This is a genomic window from Nocardioides sp. NPDC000445, assembly GCF_040300245.1.
Lineage (GTDB): Bacteria > Actinomycetota > Actinomycetes > Propionibacteriales > Nocardioidaceae > Nocardioides.
The window spans coordinates 113788-133793 of record NZ_JBEPDH010000021.1; the positions used below are offsets into that span (position 1 = coordinate 113788).

Below are 20006 nucleotides of genomic sequence, written 5' to 3' on the forward strand. Positions count from 1 at the left end.
GCAGAACGTCCGGAACCGCTCGTAACGTCGACCGCATGGCTATCGCACGCAACCCTCAGTGGGTCATCGACTGTCCCGACACGGCGGCCCTTTCCACCTTCTACGCACAGCTCCTCGGCTGGGAGTCCAAGGTCGACGACGACGGCGGCTGGGCCAGCGCCTGGGGCGACGGCGGATCGCTGGACTTCCAGCGCGTCGACAACTACCAGGCTCCGAAGTGGCCCGGCCAGGACGTACCTCAGCAGACACATCTCGACGTCACCGTCGACGACCTCGACGAGGCCGAGGCAGCGACCCTCGCCCTCGGCGCCACCAAGCACGAGGTCCAGCCCGGCGAGTCCTTCCGCGTCTTCCTCGACCCCGCCGGCCACCCCTTCTGCCTCTGCAAGGCCTGACGCCGAGAAGTCACCTGCGCCGGCCGAGAAGTCACGTACGCGGATCGAGTCGGCACCAACATGCCAACTCGATCCGCGGGAGTGACGCCTCGGCGGGCTATTCGACCCGGGCCACCATGGGCAGGCGCCCACGGGTGGTGACCGCGACGATGAGCGCGATCAGCAAGGGAAGCCCGACGACCACGGTGCCGACGAGGTCCCACGGGATCTCGAGGTAGTGCGCGGCGACGCTGTCGCGCTCCGGCCAGCCCTCAGTGGTGATCGGATAGCTGATCGCGATCCCGGGAACGAACCCGATCAGCGCCCCCGGGACGGCCCCGATGAGCGTCACGACCAAGGCGTACGAAGCAGCGACCCCGCGTCGCGTACGCGTCCTGGCTCCGACCGCCGACAGTGTCGCCAGGTCGGGGCGGGCGTCGTTGAGCGCCAGGTGGGTCGCGGTCAGCGCGCCGCCGATCATCAGCACGGCCCCCAGGGTGACCAGGAGCAGCCAGACGATCACTGCGGTGTCTGTCTCCTGGTAGCCACGCTCGATCAGGATCGTCGTGGGGAACTGCCCGGCGGCCAAGGCCTCGTCGAGGTCCGTCTCGGCTGCGGTGCTGAGCCCGGCGTTCTCGACGTAGAGGCCCACGACCCGCGGTTCGATACCGAGCTTCTTCACCATCGCCGGCGTCACGACCGCGTACGCGGGCGCTGCCCGGTCGCCGACGTCGAGGTAGGTCGCCGGCACGTCGACGGTGACGGCGTCCACATCGGTCTGCTCGTCCTCGGACCACTCCTTGATCACCAGGCGCGCGGACCTCGAGGGCCGAAGCTCGTCATCGGTGGTGAACACCACCGCCCCCGAGGACCTCAGGGTCTCCGCGGCAGCGGCGGCATCGCGCTCGGAGAGCGACCGCGCCACCGCCGGCGGAAGGGTCCCGTCGGCGCCGGCGACGACGAGGTCGCCGAACTCGCCGATGGTGGTGTCGAGCGGGATCGCCTCACCGTCACCGGTCTCGACGGCGACGTACCGTCCGTCGGCCTCCGACGTCGCGCCGGTCGTGAGTGCCACCGTCGCTCCCGGGATGGCCTTCTCGACCTGCGCGGCGATGTTCTCCCACCGCGCTCTCGTCTCGTCCGGGTCGACGTCGCTCTCGGTGGCGCTGTGTCGCGGATGCACCACGGCGTCGCCGATCGTGATGGAGGGCAGGTAGCTCTCCTGGTTCTGCTCCTGGTCGCTGCTGAACGCGATCCCGAGCGTGACCACACCGACCACCGTCACCGCGATCGCACCGGCAGCCGGCACCGTCCGGGTGCGGTGCCGATCGGCGTCGCGGGTCGCGAACCGGATCACCAGCGGCATCCGGGCGCTGAACCGCGCGGCCGCGGACACGAGGGCGGGGAGGATGAACAGCACGCCGGCGACACAGAGCAGTACGCCGAGAGCGATCGGGATCCCGCTGAGCGCGTTCCGGGTGCCGAACGCCGCCGATCCGACTCCGGCGGCCACCAGCACGAGGCCGATGATCGGCGAGCGCCGCGAAGGCAGGGTCTCGGACCGCCGCCCGGACAGTACGCCGACGACGTTCTGTCGCGAGGCGATCCAGGCCGGCACGATCGCCGCGCAGATCGCGGCCGCGAAGCCGATCACGGCGACCGCGAGGACCTGCAGCCACGGCACCTCGAACGGGCCGAACCAGGCCGAGACCTGATCCTGGGCGAGCGGCTGGAGCAGCCGCGCCAGCCCGACCCCGAGGGCGGCCCCGACGACGGCCGCCACCGCACCGATGACGATCGCCATCCCGAGCAGGACGCGCCGGGACTGCCGAGCGGTCCCTCCCGAGGCCGCGATCAGAGCCAGGTCGCGCGCCTGGCGCCGGGCCGCGACCGCGAACGCCGGTCCGGCCAGCAGGACCACCTCGAGGACGACCATGACCACGATGAGGACGAGGACCACGAGCTCGGACGGATCCGGGGCGCCCATGGGCGGACGGATCTCCTTGTCGGCCACACGAGCTGCCGCCGGCGGGTCCATGACGACCGAGCGCGAGAGCACGAAGGCACCCGCAGCGTTCAGGTCCTCGATGTCGGACCAGGTCACCGGTCCACCGCCGACCAGCCAGGTCGAACGGTCGCTGGTGTAGTCCACCGGAAGGTCCACTCCGGCGATGAAGGGGTCGTTGCGTACGGTCGCCGACTCGACGATCCCGACCACCTTGCGCGTCTCATCGAGGTCGCCGTTCGGGATCAGCAGCTCCTCCCCGACGCCCGGACCCCGGAACGCGAGGTTGGAGTTGACCACGACCTCGTCCGGACCCTGCGGGAGACGGCCCTCGGTCAGCCGGGTCAGCCCGGCAGCGAGCGGGTCGTTCAGATCGGTCTCCAGGCCGCTGGCCCAGGTGACTCCCTTGTCCGTGCGTACGTCGAAGGTCCGGTCCTCGGCCACGAGCAGCGGGCGGTCCCCGATGACGGCCTTCACCCCGGCCGCGTCGAGCGGGTCGGCGCCGGACTCGTCGAGCCACTCGGAGGCGTTGTCGGGGTCGATGCCCTGCCGCACGACAGCGGAGCCCTGGACGTCGATGCTCGCCGCGGCCTCGGTGCCGAGCCGGCGGTCGAGGCCCTCCACGGTGTCGACGTCATAGGTCTGGTACGTCACCGCGACCGCGGTCACGCCCGCCACCGGCAGCGCGATCATCAAGATGACCAGCAGGCTGCGCCACTTCGCCCGCCGCGCCTCCCGTTGCCCGAGCCGAAGCGCGAGCCGCCAGCCGGCGAGACTCCCGCTCATGCCTCGACCTCGTCCACGAGTGCCAGGTTCGGCGTCTCGCCGGCCTCGTCGACGACGAGCCCGTCGCGGACGTAGATCACCCGGTCGGCCCAGCTGGCATACCGCGGCTCGTGGGTCACGAGCACACCGGCCGCGCCCGCGTCGCAGCGTGCCCGGATCAGCTTGAGGATGTCCTCGCCGGTCTCGGTGTCGAGGGCACCGGTCGGCTCGTCGGCCAGGATCAGGCGACGCTCGCCGACGATCGCCCGGGCGATCGCGATCCGCTGCCGCTGCCCACCGGACATCTCGTCGGGGAACCGGTCGGCGAACCCGTCGAGCCCGACCTCCTCGAGCGCCGTCCTCGCCGCGGCCTGTGCCGCGCGCCGACCGGCGCCATCGAGCTCGAGCGGCAGCGCGACGTTCTCGGCGGCGGTCAGCGCCGGGATCAGGTTGAAGTCCTGGAAGACATAGCCGATCGACGTACGCCGCAGCTTGGCGCGCCCGCTGACCCCGGCCTCTCCCAGGTCCTGGCCGTCGACCTCGACAGAGCCCGAGGTCGGCGAGTCGAGTCCGCCGGCGATGGTCAGCAGCGACGACTTCCCGGAGCCGCTCGGCCCCATGATGGCGACCAGCTCACCGGCGTACGCAGCGAGGCTGACGCCACGCAGGGCGTGCACCTCGGCGGCGCCGGTGCCGTGGACGCGGCTCACGTCGGTGAGCCGGAGGACGGGTTCACTCATCGGTGGACTCCTTGGTCGAGGTCTTGCCCGGTGTGGCGGGCGTGGCGTGGACGCGGCGGCTGAGCCGCTCGCGGGCGTCGGCGAGCCAGCGATCGCTGTCGTGGCTGAGTCGACGCAGGTCGTGGGCGAGGGCGGCGTTCATCGCGCCCCTCCTTCGGTGGACTCGGCGGGCTCCGGTGCGGTGCTCGCGGAGGCCGCCCGGCGGAGCCGGGACTCGCAGTGGTCGAGCCAGCGGATCTCGGCCTCGGCGGCGAAGATCAGACGATCGAGGACCAGCCCGCCGGCGAGGTCGTCACCGGCTCCGGATCGCGACTGGCGACGGTATCCCTGCAGCGCCTGCATCGTCGCGTTGCGCTGCTGCTGGACGACCTTGCCGACGTCCACGCTCGGCACGGCGACCGCCACCGCGAGCTTGATCGCGAGCTCGTCCCGCTGCGGCTGCGTACGCTCCACCGGGGTGTCGAACCACCCCTTCACCTCGACCTTGCCGGCCTCGGTGAGCTGGTAGAGGGACCGTCCCTCCGCGTCGGTCCCTCCAGCCTCGACGAGGCCGTCACGCTCCAGTCGCGACAGGGTCGTATAGACCTGCCCGACGTTCAGCGGCCAGCTCGCGCCGGTGCGCTGCTCGAACTCGGCGCGCAGCTCGTAGCCGTAGCGCGGCTTCTCCAGCAGCGCCAGCAGTGCGTGTTTCACGGACACTCGATCACCTCCCTTGGTTACTTACTGAGTATGTATATACCGAGTATGCATCGCTTCGCAAGGCGCCGAATTGAGGGCGACGACACCCACGACTGCCTGGGAGACTTCTCCCCGCTGGTTCGGGCCGGCGGTCTTGTCGGCCCGTGAACCTCCTCCGGGCCGCTCCCAATCCCGAAGGAGTCGAAGTGTCACCTCGTAGACGCGTCGTCGCCCTGACCGCGACCGCACTTGCCATCGGCGGGCTCAGCGTGCTTCCGATGACCCCGCCCGCCTCCGCCGAACCCGACCCGGTCGCGACCTACAAGGACCGCGCCGGCGTCCCTCTCACCGTCCACCGCACCGCCGATGGCACGGCCGACTTCATCGGCTCCACGACCGAGGCCGTCGACCCGCTGGGCGTCACCGTCAAGCCCGCCAAGGCGGCCGAGGCCCACCTCGACCGCGCCGCCGAGGCGCTCGGCGCCGAGCAGACGGACCTGCGCCAGACGTCGACCAGCAAGGCCGTCGGTGGCGGGTCGGTGACCAGGTACGAGCAGTACGTCGACGGCCTCCCGGTCCTCGGCGGCGAGGTGGTCATCGGCCTGGACAAGGACCGTGGCCTCACCTCCGCGGCCACCAACCTCTCCGACGCCACCGTCGCCGAGGTCACCCAGCCGGACGAGTCCATGCGCGCGAAGGCCAAGGCAGCGGCCAAGACCGTGGTCGCCAAGTCCAACCACGGGGCCACCGGCCTCACCGTGAGCGACGAAGGCACCTGGCTCTACGACCACGACCTGGTCCGCGGACCGGAGATCGGCGAGACCAGCGTCTTCCGGTTCTCGGTGACCAACGGCTCCACCATCCGCGAGACCGTGCTCGCTCACGCCGGCACCGGCCGCGTACTCATGCACATCAACGAGATCGCCCACGCCAACCGGCGAATCTGCGACAACGCCAACGTCCGCGCCGCGGCGACCGGCTGCGCCGACACGAGCCTCACGGTCAAGCGGCGCGAGAGCGATGCGCCCTCCGGGTTGGCCGACGTCGACAAGGCGTACGACATGCTCGGCGCGACCTCCGAGCTCTACGCCTCCCTCGGGCTGGACCTGACCGAGGAGATCGGCTGGTCCAGCGGCGTCGCCGGCAAGGCGATCACCGCCACGACCCGCTACTGCGAGCCGACACAGCCGGGCTACACGCCACCGTGCCCGATGGACAACGCGTTCTGGAACGGTCAGCAGATCTACCTCGGCCAGGGCCTGGTCGTCGACGACATCGTCGGCCACGAGCTGACCCACGGCGTGATCGAGCGGAGCTCGAACCTCTTCTACTGGTACGAGTCCGGTGCCATCAACGAGTCGATGGCCGACATCATGGGCGAGATCGTCGACCACCGCTACGCCACTCCCGGCGACTCCCCGACCGACTGGCGCGTCGGCGAGGACTCCTCCTTCGGCGCGATCCGCGACCTCGCCAACCCGACGGTGCACGACCAGCCCGACCGGATGACCAGCTCGCTGTGGGAGGCCGACGACCTCAGCTACTACGCCGATGGCGGCGGGGTGCACACCAACAGCGGCGTCGGCAACAAGACGGCGCACCTGATCTCGCAGGGCGGCACCTTCAACGGCCGCACCATCAGCGGCATCGACGTCGGCGACCCGACCCTGCAGAAGACCGCAGCGCTATACCTCTACACGATCCAGCACCTCGTCTCCGGAAGCCAGTACGCCGACCTCGGCCGCACCCTCTCCACCGGCTGTGACGCGCTGGCGGCCGCCGGCACGTCTGGCTTCACCCCGGACGACTGCACCCAGGTCGACCTCGCCGCCGCCGCGACCGAGCTCGCAAAGTCGCCCACCAAGGCCGGCGCGACCCGCCCCGCGGAGGCTCCGAACACCTGCCCCGCCGGGAGCACCGGCAAGGCGGGCATGGCGACTCCGGCGCTCAGCCGCGGCGTCCTGTGGACGCAGGCGCCCGACGCCGCGCAGGGCATCCCCGCCAACGACCGTGACGGCAACGGCTCCGACTTCGGCATGAACCCCGACCCGGCGGCGTACGGCGACCCGACGTCCAGCGGCCTGACGACGGCCGCGATCAACGTACCGGCCGGCAAGCGGACCTACCTCCGGTTCAGCCACTGGTATCTCTTCGAGTGGTACACCGGCGACGACCCCGCCTACCCGACGCCGCAGTACTTCGACGGCGGGGAGGCTCGCCTGCTGGTCAACGGGGTCGCGACCGCCATCCCGTCGACGGCTTGGGTGAACGGGCCGAAGCAGAAACTGCTGCTCAACAACCCCTCCAGGCCGCTGACCGGATTCGGCGGCGACTCCAACGGGTGGATCAGCTCCCGCGTCGACCTCTCCTCCTTCGCCGGCAAGACCGTCCAGTTCCAGTGGGTCGTACGCGGCGACAGCGAGGGCTCCTTCGTCGGCTGGTTCGTCGACGGGCTCGAGCTCTACACCTGCAACCCGCAGACCATCGCCAGCACCGCGCCGCCGACGATCAGCGGCACCGCGCGGGTCGGCTACACGCTGACCGCGACGAAGGGCTCCTGGAGCCCGACCGCCACGACGGTGAAGTACCAGTGGCTGCGCAACGGGGTCGCCATCTCGGGCGCCACGGCCTCGACGTACAAGCTGACCGGCTCCGACCACACCAAGGAGATCCGGGTCCGGGTGACGGCGTACTCCTCGTCGTGGCCCGCCGCCAACCCAGGGGTCCGGGCGAGCGCCGCGACCGCGAGGATCGCGGCCGGCTATCTCACCGCGGTCACCCCGACCATCGGCGGCACCCGCAGGGTCGGCTATCTGCTCACCGCCTACCCGGGCGCCTGGAAGCCGTCGGGGATCACCTTCTCCTACCAATGGCTGCGCAATGGCGTCGCGATCTCGGGCGCGACGGGGAAGACGTACCGCCTGCGGTCCGTCGATCGCGGTGACCGCATCCGCGTTCGGGTTACCGGCCGCAAGGCGGGCTACTACACCAAGACGGCCACCTCGGCGGCCACCAGCACCATCCGCTGACCCAGGCCCGATCCGACGACGGCGCGCTCAGCCGTCGTCGGATCGGCCCGGATGCAGCAGCAGGTCGACCTCGTCGATGACCACATCGGTCACCACCCCGGCGGCGAGTCCGTCGATCCGGACACCCTCGATGGCGGCCACGAGCCCGTCACGATCATGGGTCAGCCTCGACGCGGGCCGGGCGCGGACCGCGTCGGCGACATGGCGCTCCAACGCCGTGTGCAGCACGGCCCTCGGGTCGATGTACGCCGCACCGACCCGAGGCGGGTCGACCTCGACGGCGAAGGTCGCGAGGACACGTACGTCCTGATCGTCGCCGGTCCGGGTCCGGACCACGATCGCGATCTCGACCTGCCCCGTCGGCCACTCGAGCACCTCGTGGAAGCCGGGGATCGCCAGGGTCATCGAGTCGGACGCGATCCGGACGATCCGCCGGTGCCTGGTCACCACCAGACACTCGCCACGGCGGGCCCGGCGCACCAACGACGCCACCACGAGGCCGACCGCGATCGCCGCGATCACCAGAACCGTCGCCATCTCCCCCATGACTCCGAGTCTTCTCGTCCCCCGCCCCGTGACGAATGGGCTCTGCCACCCATTCGTCAGGGCCCGCGTACGCCGCCGACCCAGCCCTCGACCATGCCACCGTGCGTGCCCTGGACGACGTACGCCAGCGGCTGCCCCGACCGCCCGGGATATCCGTCGTAGGCAGTGAGCCACCGGCTGACGTCGTCGAGCACACGGTCGCCCTCAGCGGCCTCGAGCAGCACGGTCAGCGGACTGTAGGGGGCTGACAGCTGCGCGGTGGTCACCGACGGGCGCACGGAGACGTCGACGACCAGCTTCACCGCGACCGGATCGGGCAGCTCGTTCGACCGATACCAGGCCTCGTCGCCGAGGAGATCCACCGGGCGCTGCCGGTGACGTGCGACGGTCGCGACCTGGGCCAACACGTCCTTCGGCGCACGTACGTCTGCCTTCCCAGGGCCCCCAGTCTGCGCCTGGGAGGCGCTCAACGACACCGTCGTGGCCCCGGCCTCCCGCAGCGCGACGGCATCGGCAAGCGCATCGCCCACGGCTTCGAGCGGGCCTCGCCCACTCGCGCCCACCGAGCATTCGGTCGAGCCCACCGTGAACGCTGTGCTGATCCGATCGGCAGGCGTCTCAGGCACGAGCCGGGCGATCTCGGGCTCCAGCAACCGGAGCACATCACGGCCGGCCGCGGCCGCCTCGGCCCCGGACAGGTCGTCCGCCAGAGTCACCTCGACGCGGACGGAATGCTCCCAACGGTCGGCCTCCCCGAAGTTGTCCCCCGGAATGCGCCGGGACTCGTCGACGGCCGTGACGTCGCGTACGCCGTGGACGGATCGCCACTCGTCGGGAAGCTCGAGATTCGTCGACGCCCTCTCGCTTCCGGTCTCCAGATTGATGAGCATCACGACCGCACATCCGCCGGCGACCAGCAGGACCAACCCGACGGCCACGATCCCCACCCAGAGCTCGCGCCTTCGTGTGCTGCCCGGCATCACCACGTACGTCCTCCTCAACCTATTCGGAAGGCAAAGAGTCGCACGGGCCCACTACGGCAGCTCCACAAATTGCGAACCGGCACGGTTCCTTCACAGGATCCGTGCCGGTTCACCACATGGTGCGGTGGGTCAGGCGGGGCTGGTCAGGCGGGGAAGCCCTCACCCTTCGCCGCGAGGTCGCGGAGGTACTGCGTCGGGCGGAACCGGTCGCCGTACGTCTCCGCCAGCTCGTCGGCACGAGCCAGGAACGCCTCGATGCCGATCGAGCCGTCAGCGGCCTCGTAGCCGGTGATGAACTGGGCCGCACCACCGGTCTGCGGCGGGAAGCCGATACCGAAGATGGAGCCGATGTTGGCGTGCGCGGCGGAGGTGATGACCCCCTCCTCGAAGCACTTCGCCGTCTCCAGGGCCTCGATGAAGAGCATCCGCTCCTCGGCGTCCCTGATCGGGATCTGCTTCTCGGCGACCGGGAACACGCTGCCGAGGTCGGCCCAGATCGAGCCGCGCTTGCCGTCGGTGTAGTCGTAGAAGCCGGCGCCCTTGAGCTTGCCGGAGCGCCCCGCCTCGATGAGCGGGTTGAGCACCTTCTCCGTGGTGGTCAGCTCCTCGACACCGGCAGCCTCGCGGGTCGTACGAGCGATCTTGACCATGAGCTCGTGGTTGAGCTCGTCGGCGATCTGCAGCGGCCCGACCGGGAACCCGGCCTGGGTCGCGGCACGCTCGAGCGAGTAGGGCGCGAAGCCCTCGGCGAGCAGCTCCAGGCCCTCCTGGATCTGGGTGCCGATGACGCGCGAGGTGTAGAAGCCGCGGCTGTCGTTGACGACGATCGGGGTCTTCTTGATCTGCTGGACGACGTCGTACGCCTTGGCCAGCGCGACGTCGTTCGTCTCGGCGCCCTTGATGATCTCGACCAGCGGCATCTTGTCGACGGGCGAGAAGAAGTGCAGGCCGATGAAGTCGGCCGGGCGGTCGATCCCCTTCGCGAGCTCGGTGATCGGCAGCGTCGAGGTGTTGGAGCAGAGCACCGCGTCCTCGTTGACGAACGGGGCGATCTCGCTGAAGACCTTCTGCTTCAGCGCGACGTCCTCGAAGACCGCCTCGACGACGACGTCGACGCCGGCGAAGTCCTCCGGGTCGACGGTCGCGGTGATCCGGTTGAGGATCTCGTCGGCCTTCTCCTGGGTCAGCTTGCCGCGCGAGACCGCCTTCTCGTTGAGCTTGGCGGTGTAGGCCTTGCCCTTCTCGGCCGACTCGATCGCGACGTCCTTGAGGACGACCTCGGCACCGGCCCGGGCGAAGGAGTACGCGATGCCCGCACCCATCATCCCGGCACCGAGCACACCCACCTTGGTGGCCTTGAACTTCTCGACGCCGTCAGGACGCAGCGTGCCGGCGCCGATGGCGCCGAGGTCGAAGAAGAACGCCTGGATCATGTTCTTCGACTGCTGGCCGGTGACCAGCGAGGTGAAGTAGCGCGACTCGATCCGGGTCGCGGTGTCGAAGTCGACCATCGCGCCCTCGACCGCGGCCGACAGGATCGCCTTCGGCGCGCGCATGTCGGACTGCTTGAGCTGCTTGCGCAGGATCGGCGGGAACGCGGGCAGGAAGCCCGCGAGCGCCGGCGAGGTCGGCTTGCCACCGGGCATCTTGTAGCCCGGCTTGTCCCACGGCTGGGCGATCTCGTCGGGGTTGGCCTTGATCCACGCCTTCGCGGCGGGAACGAGCTCATCGGGGGAGGAGACGAGCTCGTGGACAAGGCCCTTCTCGACGGCGGCGGCGGGCTTGAACTTCGTGCCCTGGCCGAGGACGTCCATGAGTCCGGTCATGATGCCCAGGAGGCGCACGACGCGGGTGACGCCACCGCCGCCCGGAAGCAGACCGAGGGAGACCTCGGGCAGGCCGATGTCGTAGCGGGCGTCCAGCGCGATGCGGTGCTGGGCGGCCAGCGCGATCTCCAGGCCGCCACCGAGGGCGGCGCCGTTGATCGCCGCGACGACCGGCTTGGGGAAGGTCTCCAGCTTGCGGAGGGTCGCCTTGATCGACTCGACCTCCTCGAAGACCTGCGCGGCGTTCTCCGGCCGCACCTGGATCATGTTCTTGAGGTCGCCGCCGGCGAAGAAGGTCTTCTTCGCGGAGGCGATCACGACGCCGGTGACGTCGTCCTGCTCGGCGTACAGCTTCTCGACGGCCTCCGCCATCGAGGTCTTGTACAGCTCGTTCATGGTGTTGGCCGACTGGTTCGGGTCGTCCAGGGTCAGGGTGACGATGCCGTCGGCATCGCGGTCGTACTTAACGGCAGACTCAGTCATCTCTTCGCAAACCTCTCTCAGACCAGCTCGACGATCGTGGCGATACCCATGCCGCCACCGACGCACAGCGTGGCGAGGCCGCGCTGCTTGCCCTGACGCTCGAGCTCGTCGACCAGGGTGCCGAGGATGATGGCACCGGTCGCGCCCAGCGGGTGACCCATGGCGATCGCGCCGCCGTTGACGTTGGTGACCGACTCGTCGATGCCCATGTCCTTCATGAACCGCATCGCGACGGCGGCGAACGCCTCGTTGATCTCGAACAGGTCGATGTCGTCGACGGTGAGACCGGCCTTGGCCAGCGCCTTGCGCGAAGCCGGGGCGGGGCCGGTGAGCATGATCGTCGGGTCGGCGCCGGAGACGGCGGCCGAGATGATCCGGGCACGCGGGGTGAGCCCGTTGGCCTTGCCCGCCTCCTCGGAGCCGATCAGCATCAGCGCGGAGCCGTCGACGATGCCGGAGGAGTTTCCGGCGTGGTGGACGTGGTCGATCTTCTCGACCCAGTGGTACTTGGCCAGCGCGACGTCGTCGAAGCCGGCCTCCTGGCCCTGCTGGAGGAAGGACGGCTTGAGGCCGGCCAGGGTCTCGGCGGTGGTGCCGGGGCGGATCAGCTCGTCGTGGTCGAGCACGGTCAGGCCGGTCTGGTCGACGACCGGGATGACGGCATCCTTGAAGTAGCCGTTCTCCCAGGCGGCGGCCGCCCGGGCGTGGGACTGCGCGGCGTAGCGGTCGACGTCCGCGCGGCTGAAGCCCTCGAGGGTCGCGATCAGGTCGGCGCCGATGCCCTGCGGGACGAAGCCGGTCTTGAGCGCGGTGTCGGGGTCCTGCGCCCAGGCGCCGCCGTCGCTGCCCATGGGCGCCTTGCTCATCGACTCGACACCACCGGCGAGGATGAGGTCCTCGAACCCGCCGCGTACGCGGGAGGCGGCCTGGTTCACGGCCTCGAGCCCGGAGGCGCAGAAGCGGTTGAGCTGCACCCCGGCGGTCGTCTCGGGGAGACCGGCCTTGATGGCGGCGGTCTTGGCGATGTCACCGCCCTGCTCGCCGACAGGGGTGACGACACCGAGGACGACGTCGTCGATCCGCTCGGGGTCGAGGTTGGGGTTCCGCTTGCGCGCCTCGTCGATCAGGCCGACCACCAGGTCGATCGGCTTGACCTCGTGGAGCGCTCCGGTCTTCTTACCCTTCCCGCGCGGCGTGCGCAGGTGGTCATAGATGAATGCTTCAGCCATGCGCCGATTGTGACACTAAAACTGTCACAGTCAACAGGGTAGGTCCGAAAGGTTCACGATAGATTCCGGGAGATCGTCCGATTCACCGCGTCCTGGAAGCTGACCACGATCGCCTCGGTGGTCAGCTGCCGCAGCCGCGGGAGCACCTCCTCGAGATGCGCCGCCTCCTCCGCGGTGTGGTGGGTGCGCTTGAACGGGTCGACGACCTGATCGCGCAGGATCGTGTTGAGCTCGTCGGCCAGGTCTGCCATGAGGCGTGACGTCGCTGCGTACGCCGCCGCCAGCGCGTCACGGGGCAGCCCCAGCGCGATCAGCTCACGTCCGATCCGGGCCTGGATGTCCTCGGTCGGCTCCGTGGCCCAGGAGGTGATCATGGCGCGCTGCATCGCGAGGTCTTCGCGCGTGATGTCGGCAGGGAGCCGGCCGAGGTAGCGCTCGATGGCCTGCAGCGTGAACCCGTGCTCCTGGAGCGCGGTGACCAGGTCCAGCCGAGCGCGGTGCTCGGGACCGTAGTAGGCCACCCGCCCACGGCGGATCGGCGGCGGGATCAGACCGAGGCTCGCGTAGTAGCGCGTCGTACGCACCGACAACCCCGTGGCGGTCGACAGCTCATCGATCGTCATCAATTCTTCGGTCGCCTCGGTCATGTCAGGGACCGTAGACCAAACTGTTGCGACTTCGCCAGTGTTACTGTCACAGTTGCTCCGTCGCCCACCACGACAATGCGGTCCGCGTCACAGTGGTGAGGCATCATTAACCGGGTACGTCTACGGAGGAGTGTCATGCCCCAGAAGCCCACCATCTACGAAGCTGAGCACGAGGACTTCCGCGCTACAGCCAAGGCCTTCTTCGAGAAGGAGGTCGTGCCCTTCCACGACCAGTGGGAGAAGGACGGCATCGTCCCCCGCGAGCTGTGGAAGAAGGCCGGCGACACCGGACTGCTCTGCTTCGACGTCGACGAGGAGTACGGCGGCCCCGGCATCAAGGACTTCCGGTTCAACTCGGTCCTCCACGAGGAGATGGCGAAGATCGGCGCCAGCGGGCCCGGCTTCTTCGTCCACACCGACATCATCGTCCCCTACATCTCCCACCTCGGCACCCCGGAGCAGAAGGCCCGGTGGCTGCCGGGCTGCGTCTCCGGCGACATCATCACCGCCGTCGCGATGACCGAGCCGGGCGCCGGCTCGGACCTCCAGGGCGTACGCACCACCGCGGTCGACAAGGGGGACCACTACCTCCTCAACGGCTCGAAGACGTTCATCTCCAACGGCATCAACGCCGACCTGGTCATCGTGGTCGCCAAGACGAACCCCGACGCCGGTGCCCACGGCATCTCGCTGCTCGTGGTCGAGCGCGGCATGGAGGGCTTCGAGCGCGGCCGCAACCTCGACAAGGTCGGCATGAAGGCGCAGGACACCGCCGAGCTCTCCTTCACCGACGTGGTCGTGCCGAAGGAGAACCTGCTCGGCGAGGAGGGCTCCGGCTTCATCTCGCTGATGACCCTGCTGCCGCAGGAGCGCATCTCGGTCGCCTCGATCGCGGTCGCCGCGGTCGAGCAGGTCCTCGAGCTCTCCCTCGACTACGCCCGCACCCGCGAGGCCTTCGGCCGCCCGATCGGCCGCTTCCAGAACACCGCGTTCACGCTCGCCGAGATGGCCACCGAGGCCTACCTCGCCCGCCTCTTCCTCAACGACGCCGTCACCCAGCTCAACGCCGGCACCGCCGACACCGTCCTGGCCAGCATGGCGAAGTGGTGGACCACCGAGCTGCAGAAGAAGTTCGTCGACCAGGGCGTCCAGATCCACGGCGGCTACGGCTACATGATGGAATACCCGATCGCCAAGGCGTTCGTCGACAGCCGCATCCAGACCATCTACGGCGGCACCACCGAGGTCCAGAAGCTGATCATCAGCCGCCACCTTGGGCTGTAAGCCCCGCTGGTCGAGCCGCGAGCGCCAGCGAGCGGTCTCGCGGCTCGACCGACGCAGCGCTGGGTCCTCGCCGAGATTGATTGGACATCGGATGCCAGGCAGGTCCGTGTGCGACTCTGTCCAGGTGTCGCCCTCGATCGACCCTGAATCCATTCGTGTCGTTCCGATGACGTTGGAGCAGGCCGAAGACATCACCGCCTGGCGATACCAGGCGCCATACGACGTCTACGATATGGTCGGCGTAGGTCCCGACGAGTTGCTCGATCCCGAAGCTGGCTTGTACTCCGTCATGGCAGGCAGCACCCTCATCGGCTTTCGTTCCTTCGGGCCCGATGGCCAGGTGCCGGGATGGGACTACGACGCGTCCGCACTCGACACCGGGGGTGGAATGCGGCTTGAACTCACGGGGCAGGGGCTTGGCCGTGCGGTCGTCTTGGCAGGACTCGAATTCGGTCGGGCCCGGTTCGCGCCCCCGGCGTTCAGAGTTACCGTCGCATCGTTCAATACCAGAGCGCTACGAACCGTGAAATACCTGGGTTTCGAGCGGGTCGGCACCTTCAACGCGACTCGCGGCGCCCGTAACTTCCATGTCTTCGTCCGCGCCGAGCATCGGAAGGGCGAGGACGCGCCGCCGCGTGCTTGACCGTCTCGACTGCAGAGACCTCAAACGATCGAAGAAGGGGTCAGGAGAGCTCTTGGCTGCGTACTTAGGCGGCGCGGGTGGCCCCTCCGAACGTGTTGCACTAGGGACCTAGCAGGGCCGCCGGGATGACCGCCACTCCATCCTGGCGCCGGTAGGCATGCCGACCAGTCGTGATCACCGCCATGTCGACGAGGTCACCACCCAGTTGCTCCCGCAGCCAGAGCAGATGACGTACATCAGCGTCCTCCGGGGTGGCTGTCAGCTTGACCTCCAACGCAACGATCCGTCCGCCTATGCCCTCAACGATGAGATCCACCTCGCGACGACCGTTCTGCTCTCGGAAGTGACGCACTCGCGCCTCATGCATCGCCGCATAGACGTTGACGTCCAAGGTCACCAGCGACTCGAACAGACCACCCAGGATGCTCCCGCCACCCAGCGACTTGGGCATCGCGTGCCCGCGGAGCAACGAGTCCGCATCGAGGTTCAACAGCCTCGCTGCCATGCCCGGGTCGGCAAGCTGATGCTTGGACGCCTGGCTCAACCTCAGGAGTTGGTTCGATGTCGGCGCCCAGGCCGGCGTCGGATCGAGCAGCCAGAGACCGGAGAGCGCATCCCGGTAGGTCATCGTCGATTTCTTGCTCGGTTTGTCTCCGACATTCGGTGTCGCGGCATCGAGGATCTCGACGTACTTGGCAGTCGTCGAGCTCGCCGCCGCGTAGGCACTCAGCCACGCGCGCAGCGCCTCAGGGCGACGCACCGGATAGCCCTGCTCGGGAAATTCTCGGGTGACGATGTAGTCGATGTAGGCATCCAGCTGTGCGCGGCGCAGGCGAGGCGTCGGCTCGTGACGGATCCCCGGAAACCCTGAGGAGGTGATCTCCTCGATGTAGTCCTGCAACACGACGTCGGTCTCGCCCCCGACCTCGGCTCGTCCCGACAGCATGTCCCCGAGGGACACCGTCGGCTGCGCAACGCCCCGCTCCACAAGGCTCAGAGGCCTCATCCTCAGCCCAACGATCCGACCCGCACCGGAGTGAACGGTCGCTCCCCGTGGTGCAGAGCTGCCAGTCAGGATGAACCGACCCCTGCCCGCTCCCGCGTCGACCGCCCGCCGAACACGGTCCCACGACTCCGGCCATCGCTGCCATTCGTCGACCAAGATCGGTCCGGGCAGTGTCGAGAGCAGACTTGGATCTGCTTGGAGTCGCTGACGATCGTCGGTTTGGTCCAGTTCGAGCACCGAAGCTACGCGCTGACGTGCGGTCGCGGTCTTCCCGACGCCCTTCGGCCCGTAGATCGACGTCGCCGCGAGATGCGGCTGCAACTCGTCAAGAATGTCGTCGATCAACCTTCGTTCGTACGCCATCGGGCCCCCAGACCTCTACAACCTCCCAGTCCGCCCTTCGAGCCAGGAGCCGTTTCACACGCGATCTAAGACACCTTACACACACTTTCTAGGAGTCGTTTCACACAGATGCCAGGGAACCGGACACACGGATAGCGAGAATCGCCGCGGACTACGACAGTTCCTTGGAGCGTACGTAGGCGGCGCGGGTGGCCTCGAGGAAGGCCGCCCGCAGGCCGTTCTGCTCCAGTGCGCCGAGCGCGGCGGCGGTCGTGCCGCCCGGGGAGGTGACCTGCTCGCGGAGGATCGCGGGGTGGGTCCCGCTCTTGAGCAGCTCCGCGGATCCGGACAGCGTCTGGATGACGAGCGTGGTCGCGTCGTCCCTGGTCAGACCGAGGTGGACGCCCGCCTCGATCCAGGCCTCGGCGACCATGAAGACGTACGCCGGGCCGGAGCCGCTGATCGCGGTGACGGCATCGATCTGCGACTCGGGCACGGTGACGACCTTGCCGACGGCGCCCATCAGCTCGGCTGCGGCGGCGACGGCTTCCGGCGTCGCCTTGGCACCACCCGCGACCGCGGACATGCCCTCGCCGACCAGGGCAGGCGTGTTGGGCATGACCCGCACGACCGAGACGCCGTCCGGCACGGCCGGCTCCATCGCGGACGTCGGGACACCGGCGGCCAGCGAGACCACCGTGGCGCCCTGCCGCAGTGACGACGCGATCGACTCCAGCACCGGCACCACGCCGTAGGGCTTCACGCCCAGCACCACCACGTCGGCCTCGGACACGGCCTCGGCGGCCGGCAGCGTACGAATCCCGTGCTTCTCGCGGAGCGCGGCGGCCTGCTCCTCGCGTGCCTCGACGACGATGACGCTCTCCGGAGCGTGACCGGCCTCGAGAAGTCCGGCGAGGACAGCCCCACCCATGTTGCCTGCACCGATGATCGCGATCGTCATGCTCGTCAGTCTGTCAGAGCGGACGACCTGCGGAGATATGGCCCCAAACGACCCAAGCAACTGCTAGGTTGCGATACCCATAGCAGTAAATATGCCGCTGGTCATCGGGAGGCCACATGCGCATCAGACGTACGTCCCTGCTCGCTGTGATCGCCCTCGCGGTGACGGTCGCGATGGTGGGTCCACCAGCCTCGGGGGATGATGTGGAGCGCCGGCTGCCCTCGCCGGAGTCCGAGGTCAACGTGACCGGTGAGCCGTTCACGGGCACCGCTCCGGATGGCACGGTGCAGGGGCTGGTCGACGCCCACAGCCACATGTTCATGCAGGACGGGATCGGTGGCGCGGCGGTCTGCGGGAAGGCCTTCTCCGAGGCCGGGATCGCGGACGCGCTCAAGGACTGCCCCTCCCACGGGATCGCCGGCGAGACCGCTCTGCTGGAGAACCTGACCCGCACGGGCAGCCCGCTCGGGTTCCACGACACCACCGGCTGGCCGTCGTTCAAGGACTGGCCGGCCTACGACTCGCTGACCCATCAGCAGATGTACTACCGCTGGGTCGAGCGCGCCTGGCGCGGTGGACAGCGGATCCTCGTGGTGCAGCTGACCAGCAACAAGGCGCTGTGCGCGATCAACCCCGGCACCCACCAGTCCTGCGACGAGATGACGGCCGTGCGGAGGCAGGCCCGGGACGCGTACGACACCCAAGCCTTCATCGACGCGCAGTACGGCGGCGAGGGTCGCGGGTGGTACCGGATCGTCACCGACGCGGAGCAGGCGCGCGAGGTGATCGAGGACGGCAAGCTCGCCGTCGTGCTCGGGGTGGAGACCTCCGAGCCGTTCGGCTGCTCCCAGAAGCTGCGGCTTCCCTCGTGCACCCGCGCCAACATCGACGCGGGGCTCGACGAGCTGAAGTCGCTCGGGGTCTCCTCGATGTTCCTGTGCCACAAGTTCGACAATGCGCTGTGCGGGGTCCGCTACGACAAGGGCACGACCGGGCTGCTGATCAACGCCGGCCAGTTCCTCACCACCGGGACGTTCTGGACGCCGAAGGCCTGCGACCCCGGCCAGCCGCACGACAACAACCCGCGCCTGGTCGACCGCCCCGCCGAGCTCGCCTGGCTGCCGCAGCCGCCGATCTATCCCGAGGGCACCGTCTGCAACCCCTACGGCCTCTCGTCGCTGGGTGAGTACGCCCTGCGCGGGCTGATCAAGCGCGGCATGATGGTCGAGGTCGACCACATGAGCGCCAAGGCCGCGGATCGCACCCTCGACATCCTCGAGGAGACCTCCTATCCCGGAGCGCTCGCGAGCCACTCCTGGATGGACGAGCGCTACCTCGACCGGCTCTACGCCCTCGGCGGCTTCTCGACGATCTACGGCCACAGCACCGACCAGTTCCTGGCCGAGTACGCCCGCACCGCCCCTGTCCGTGACCGTTACGGCGCCGGCATCGGCTTCGGCTTCGACATGAACGGCTTCGGCGGCACGCCCGGCCCGGCGAAGACACGTGTCAGCTACCCGTTCCGCAGCTTCGACGGTGGCTCTGTCATCGACCGGCAGGTCACCGGCCAGCGGATCTGGGACTACAACACCGACGGTGTCGCCCACTACGGAATGATCCCCGACTACCTCGAGGACCTCCGCCTCACCGGCGGCCAGGACGTCATCGACGACATCGTCCGCGGCTCGGAGTCCTACCTGCGTACGTGGGCGGGAGCCCAGTCCGCAGCACCCTGACCCGCAGGCGTGCCGAGTCGGCGCATCTGACCCCGTGCCTCGCGAAACTCGTGGCGCCGAGTCGGCGCATCTGACCCCGTGCCTCGCGAAGCGAAGCGAGCGAGAGGGGTCGGATGCGCCGACTCGGCAGTAATGCCAGAACGGTCAGTCGTCCTTCCTAGGACGTCGCAACCAACCGCCGCCGAACAGGGCCCAGACGACGAGCACAGGCTGGAAGAACAGCCGGACCAACCGCTTGGTGTCGGTGTCGAGGCCGAACGCGTCGACGCCTTCGACGTACTGGGCGATGTTGCCGGGGAAGATCACCACGAAGAACGCGGCGAGCAGCCCTCCGATGAGACGTCGCTTCCTCGGCAGCGCGACGAAGGCCACGCCGAGCCCGATCTCGACGACGCCCGAAGCGAGCACCGTCAGGTCCTCGTCGATCGGGAACCAGTCGGGCACCTGCGCTCGGAACTCTTCGCGCTGGGTGGTCAGGTGCGCCACTCCGGCGCCCGCCATCGCAACGCCCAGCAGGACGCGCGCGGCGGTCCGCGCGATCGAGGTCATGGCACCACTGTAGGGGGCCGCGATCAGGCGGCAGAGCGCCGAGCCGGCTCGTTCTGACCCGGATTCGCGGGGGGGGGGGGGCGGGGGGGGGGGGGGGCGCGGGCGGGGGGGGTAAAGATTATGTGTGTGGAAAGGGGGTAAAGCAGAAGAGAAAAACAAAAAAAACAACCGCTGTTGGGA

General features: G+C 69.0%; 17 protein-coding genes. 5 read left to right on the forward strand and 12 right to left on the reverse strand.

The features are described from left to right. Window positions 1-35: 35 nt before the first annotated feature. A complete protein-coding gene (locus ABT304_RS24825; RefSeq protein WP_160025863.1) occupies window positions 36-395 on the forward strand; it encodes a VOC family protein in 360 nt (119 codons plus the stop codon). A gap of 97 nt (window positions 396-492) precedes the next feature. Here ABT304_RS24825 and ABT304_RS24830 read toward each other — a convergent pair whose 3' ends face one another. The 4 genes from ABT304_RS24830 to ABT304_RS24845 are packed head-to-tail and all read right to left on the reverse strand — an operon-like array spanning window position 493 to window position 4583. Beyond that, on the reverse strand, window positions 493-3165 hold the full coding sequence (locus tag ABT304_RS24830; protein WP_350719300.1) for an ABC transporter permease: 2673 nt from the start codon (window positions 3163-3165) through the stop codon (window positions 493-495). Beyond that, window positions 3162-3884 carry an ABC transporter ATP-binding protein gene (locus ABT304_RS24835; RefSeq protein ID WP_160025865.1) on the reverse strand — a complete coding sequence of 241 codons (723 nt, stop codon included), beginning with the start codon at window positions 3882-3884 and terminating at the stop codon, window positions 3162-3164. The genes ABT304_RS24830 and ABT304_RS24835 overlap by 4 nt, the downstream gene beginning before the upstream one ends. Continuing rightward, window positions 3877-4026, reverse strand: coding sequence for a hypothetical protein (locus ABT304_RS24840; protein WP_350719302.1), 150 nt, complete (start codon window positions 4024-4026; stop codon window positions 3877-3879). The genes ABT304_RS24835 and ABT304_RS24840 overlap by 8 nt, the downstream gene beginning before the upstream one ends. Beyond that, window positions 4023-4583, reverse strand: coding sequence for a PadR family transcriptional regulator (locus ABT304_RS24845; protein ID WP_350719304.1), 561 nt, complete (start codon window positions 4581-4583; stop codon window positions 4023-4025). The genes ABT304_RS24840 and ABT304_RS24845 overlap by 4 nt, the downstream gene beginning before the upstream one ends. Window positions 4584-4768: 185 nt before the next feature. Here ABT304_RS24845 and ABT304_RS24850 point away from each other — a divergent pair, with 185 nt between their 5' ends. Continuing rightward, a complete protein-coding gene (locus ABT304_RS24850) occupies window positions 4769-7591 on the forward strand; it encodes a M4 family metallopeptidase (RefSeq protein ID WP_350719306.1) in 2823 nt (940 codons plus the stop codon). 27 nt (window positions 7592-7618) lie between these two features. On the opposite strand, the gene ABT304_RS24855 is transcribed toward ABT304_RS24850, so the two are convergent. From ABT304_RS24855 to ABT304_RS24875, 5 genes are all read right to left on the reverse strand, one after another. Then, window positions 7619-8137, reverse strand: a complete 519-nt coding sequence (locus ABT304_RS24855; RefSeq protein WP_350719308.1) for an SPFH domain-containing protein — start codon at window positions 8135-8137, stop codon at window positions 7619-7621. Between the two features lie 56 nt (window positions 8138-8193). After that, window positions 8194-9123 (reverse strand): hypothetical protein, encoded by a 930-nt coding sequence (locus tag ABT304_RS24860; RefSeq protein ID WP_350719310.1) that lies wholly within the window; start codon window positions 9121-9123, stop codon window positions 8194-8196. Window positions 9124-9263: 140 nt separating this feature from the next. Continuing rightward, complete coding sequence (locus tag ABT304_RS24865) at window positions 9264-11429, reverse strand: 3-hydroxyacyl-CoA dehydrogenase NAD-binding domain-containing protein (RefSeq protein ID WP_350719311.1); 2166 nt, start codon at window positions 11427-11429, stop codon at window positions 9264-9266. A gap of 17 nt (window positions 11430-11446) precedes the next feature. Next, entirely contained in the window at window positions 11447-12658 is a 1212-nt protein-coding gene (locus tag ABT304_RS24870) for an acetyl-CoA C-acetyltransferase (RefSeq protein WP_091043431.1), read from the reverse strand. 53 nt (window positions 12659-12711) lie between these two features. Then, window positions 12712-13305, reverse strand: a complete 594-nt coding sequence (locus tag ABT304_RS24875) for a MerR family transcriptional regulator (RefSeq protein WP_350719313.1) — start codon at window positions 13303-13305, stop codon at window positions 12712-12714. Window positions 13306-13440: 135 nt separating this feature from the next. Here ABT304_RS24875 and ABT304_RS24880 point away from each other — a divergent pair, with 135 nt between their 5' ends. Together ABT304_RS24880 and ABT304_RS24885 are read left to right on the forward strand one after the other, a co-directional pair. Next, on the forward strand, window positions 13441-14589 hold the full coding sequence (locus ABT304_RS24880) for an acyl-CoA dehydrogenase family protein (protein WP_160025874.1): 1149 nt from the start codon (window positions 13441-13443) through the stop codon (window positions 14587-14589). 124 nt (window positions 14590-14713) lie between these two features. Further along, complete coding sequence (locus ABT304_RS24885; protein ID WP_350719315.1) at window positions 14714-15232, forward strand: GNAT family N-acetyltransferase; 519 nt, start codon at window positions 14714-14716, stop codon at window positions 15230-15232. Window positions 15233-15332: 100 nt separating this feature from the next. On the opposite strand, the gene ABT304_RS24890 is transcribed toward ABT304_RS24885, so the two are convergent. Together ABT304_RS24890 and proC are read right to left on the reverse strand one after the other, a co-directional pair. Further along, window positions 15333-16583 carry an ATP-binding protein gene (locus ABT304_RS24890; RefSeq protein WP_350719316.1) on the reverse strand — a complete coding sequence of 417 codons (1251 nt, stop codon included), beginning with the start codon at window positions 16581-16583 and terminating at the stop codon, window positions 15333-15335. Window positions 16584-16752: 169 nt separating this feature from the next. Continuing rightward, window positions 16753-17541 carry a pyrroline-5-carboxylate reductase gene (gene proC, locus ABT304_RS24895; RefSeq protein WP_350719317.1) on the reverse strand — a complete coding sequence of 263 codons (789 nt, stop codon included), beginning with the start codon at window positions 17539-17541 and terminating at the stop codon, window positions 16753-16755. Between the two features lie 116 nt (window positions 17542-17657). Here proC and ABT304_RS24900 point away from each other — a divergent pair, with 116 nt between their 5' ends. After that, complete coding sequence (locus tag ABT304_RS24900) at window positions 17658-19277, forward strand: Coagulation factor 5/8 type domain-containing protein (protein ID WP_350719318.1); 1620 nt, start codon at window positions 17658-17660, stop codon at window positions 19275-19277. Window positions 19278-19421: 144 nt separating this feature from the next. Here ABT304_RS24900 and ABT304_RS24905 read toward each other — a convergent pair whose 3' ends face one another. After that, the gene (locus ABT304_RS24905) at window positions 19422-19826 is read right to left on the reverse strand and encodes a DoxX family protein (protein ID WP_350719320.1); all 405 of its coding nucleotides are present in this window, start codon (window positions 19824-19826) and stop codon (window positions 19422-19424) included. Window positions 19827-20006: the final 180 nt, after the last annotated feature.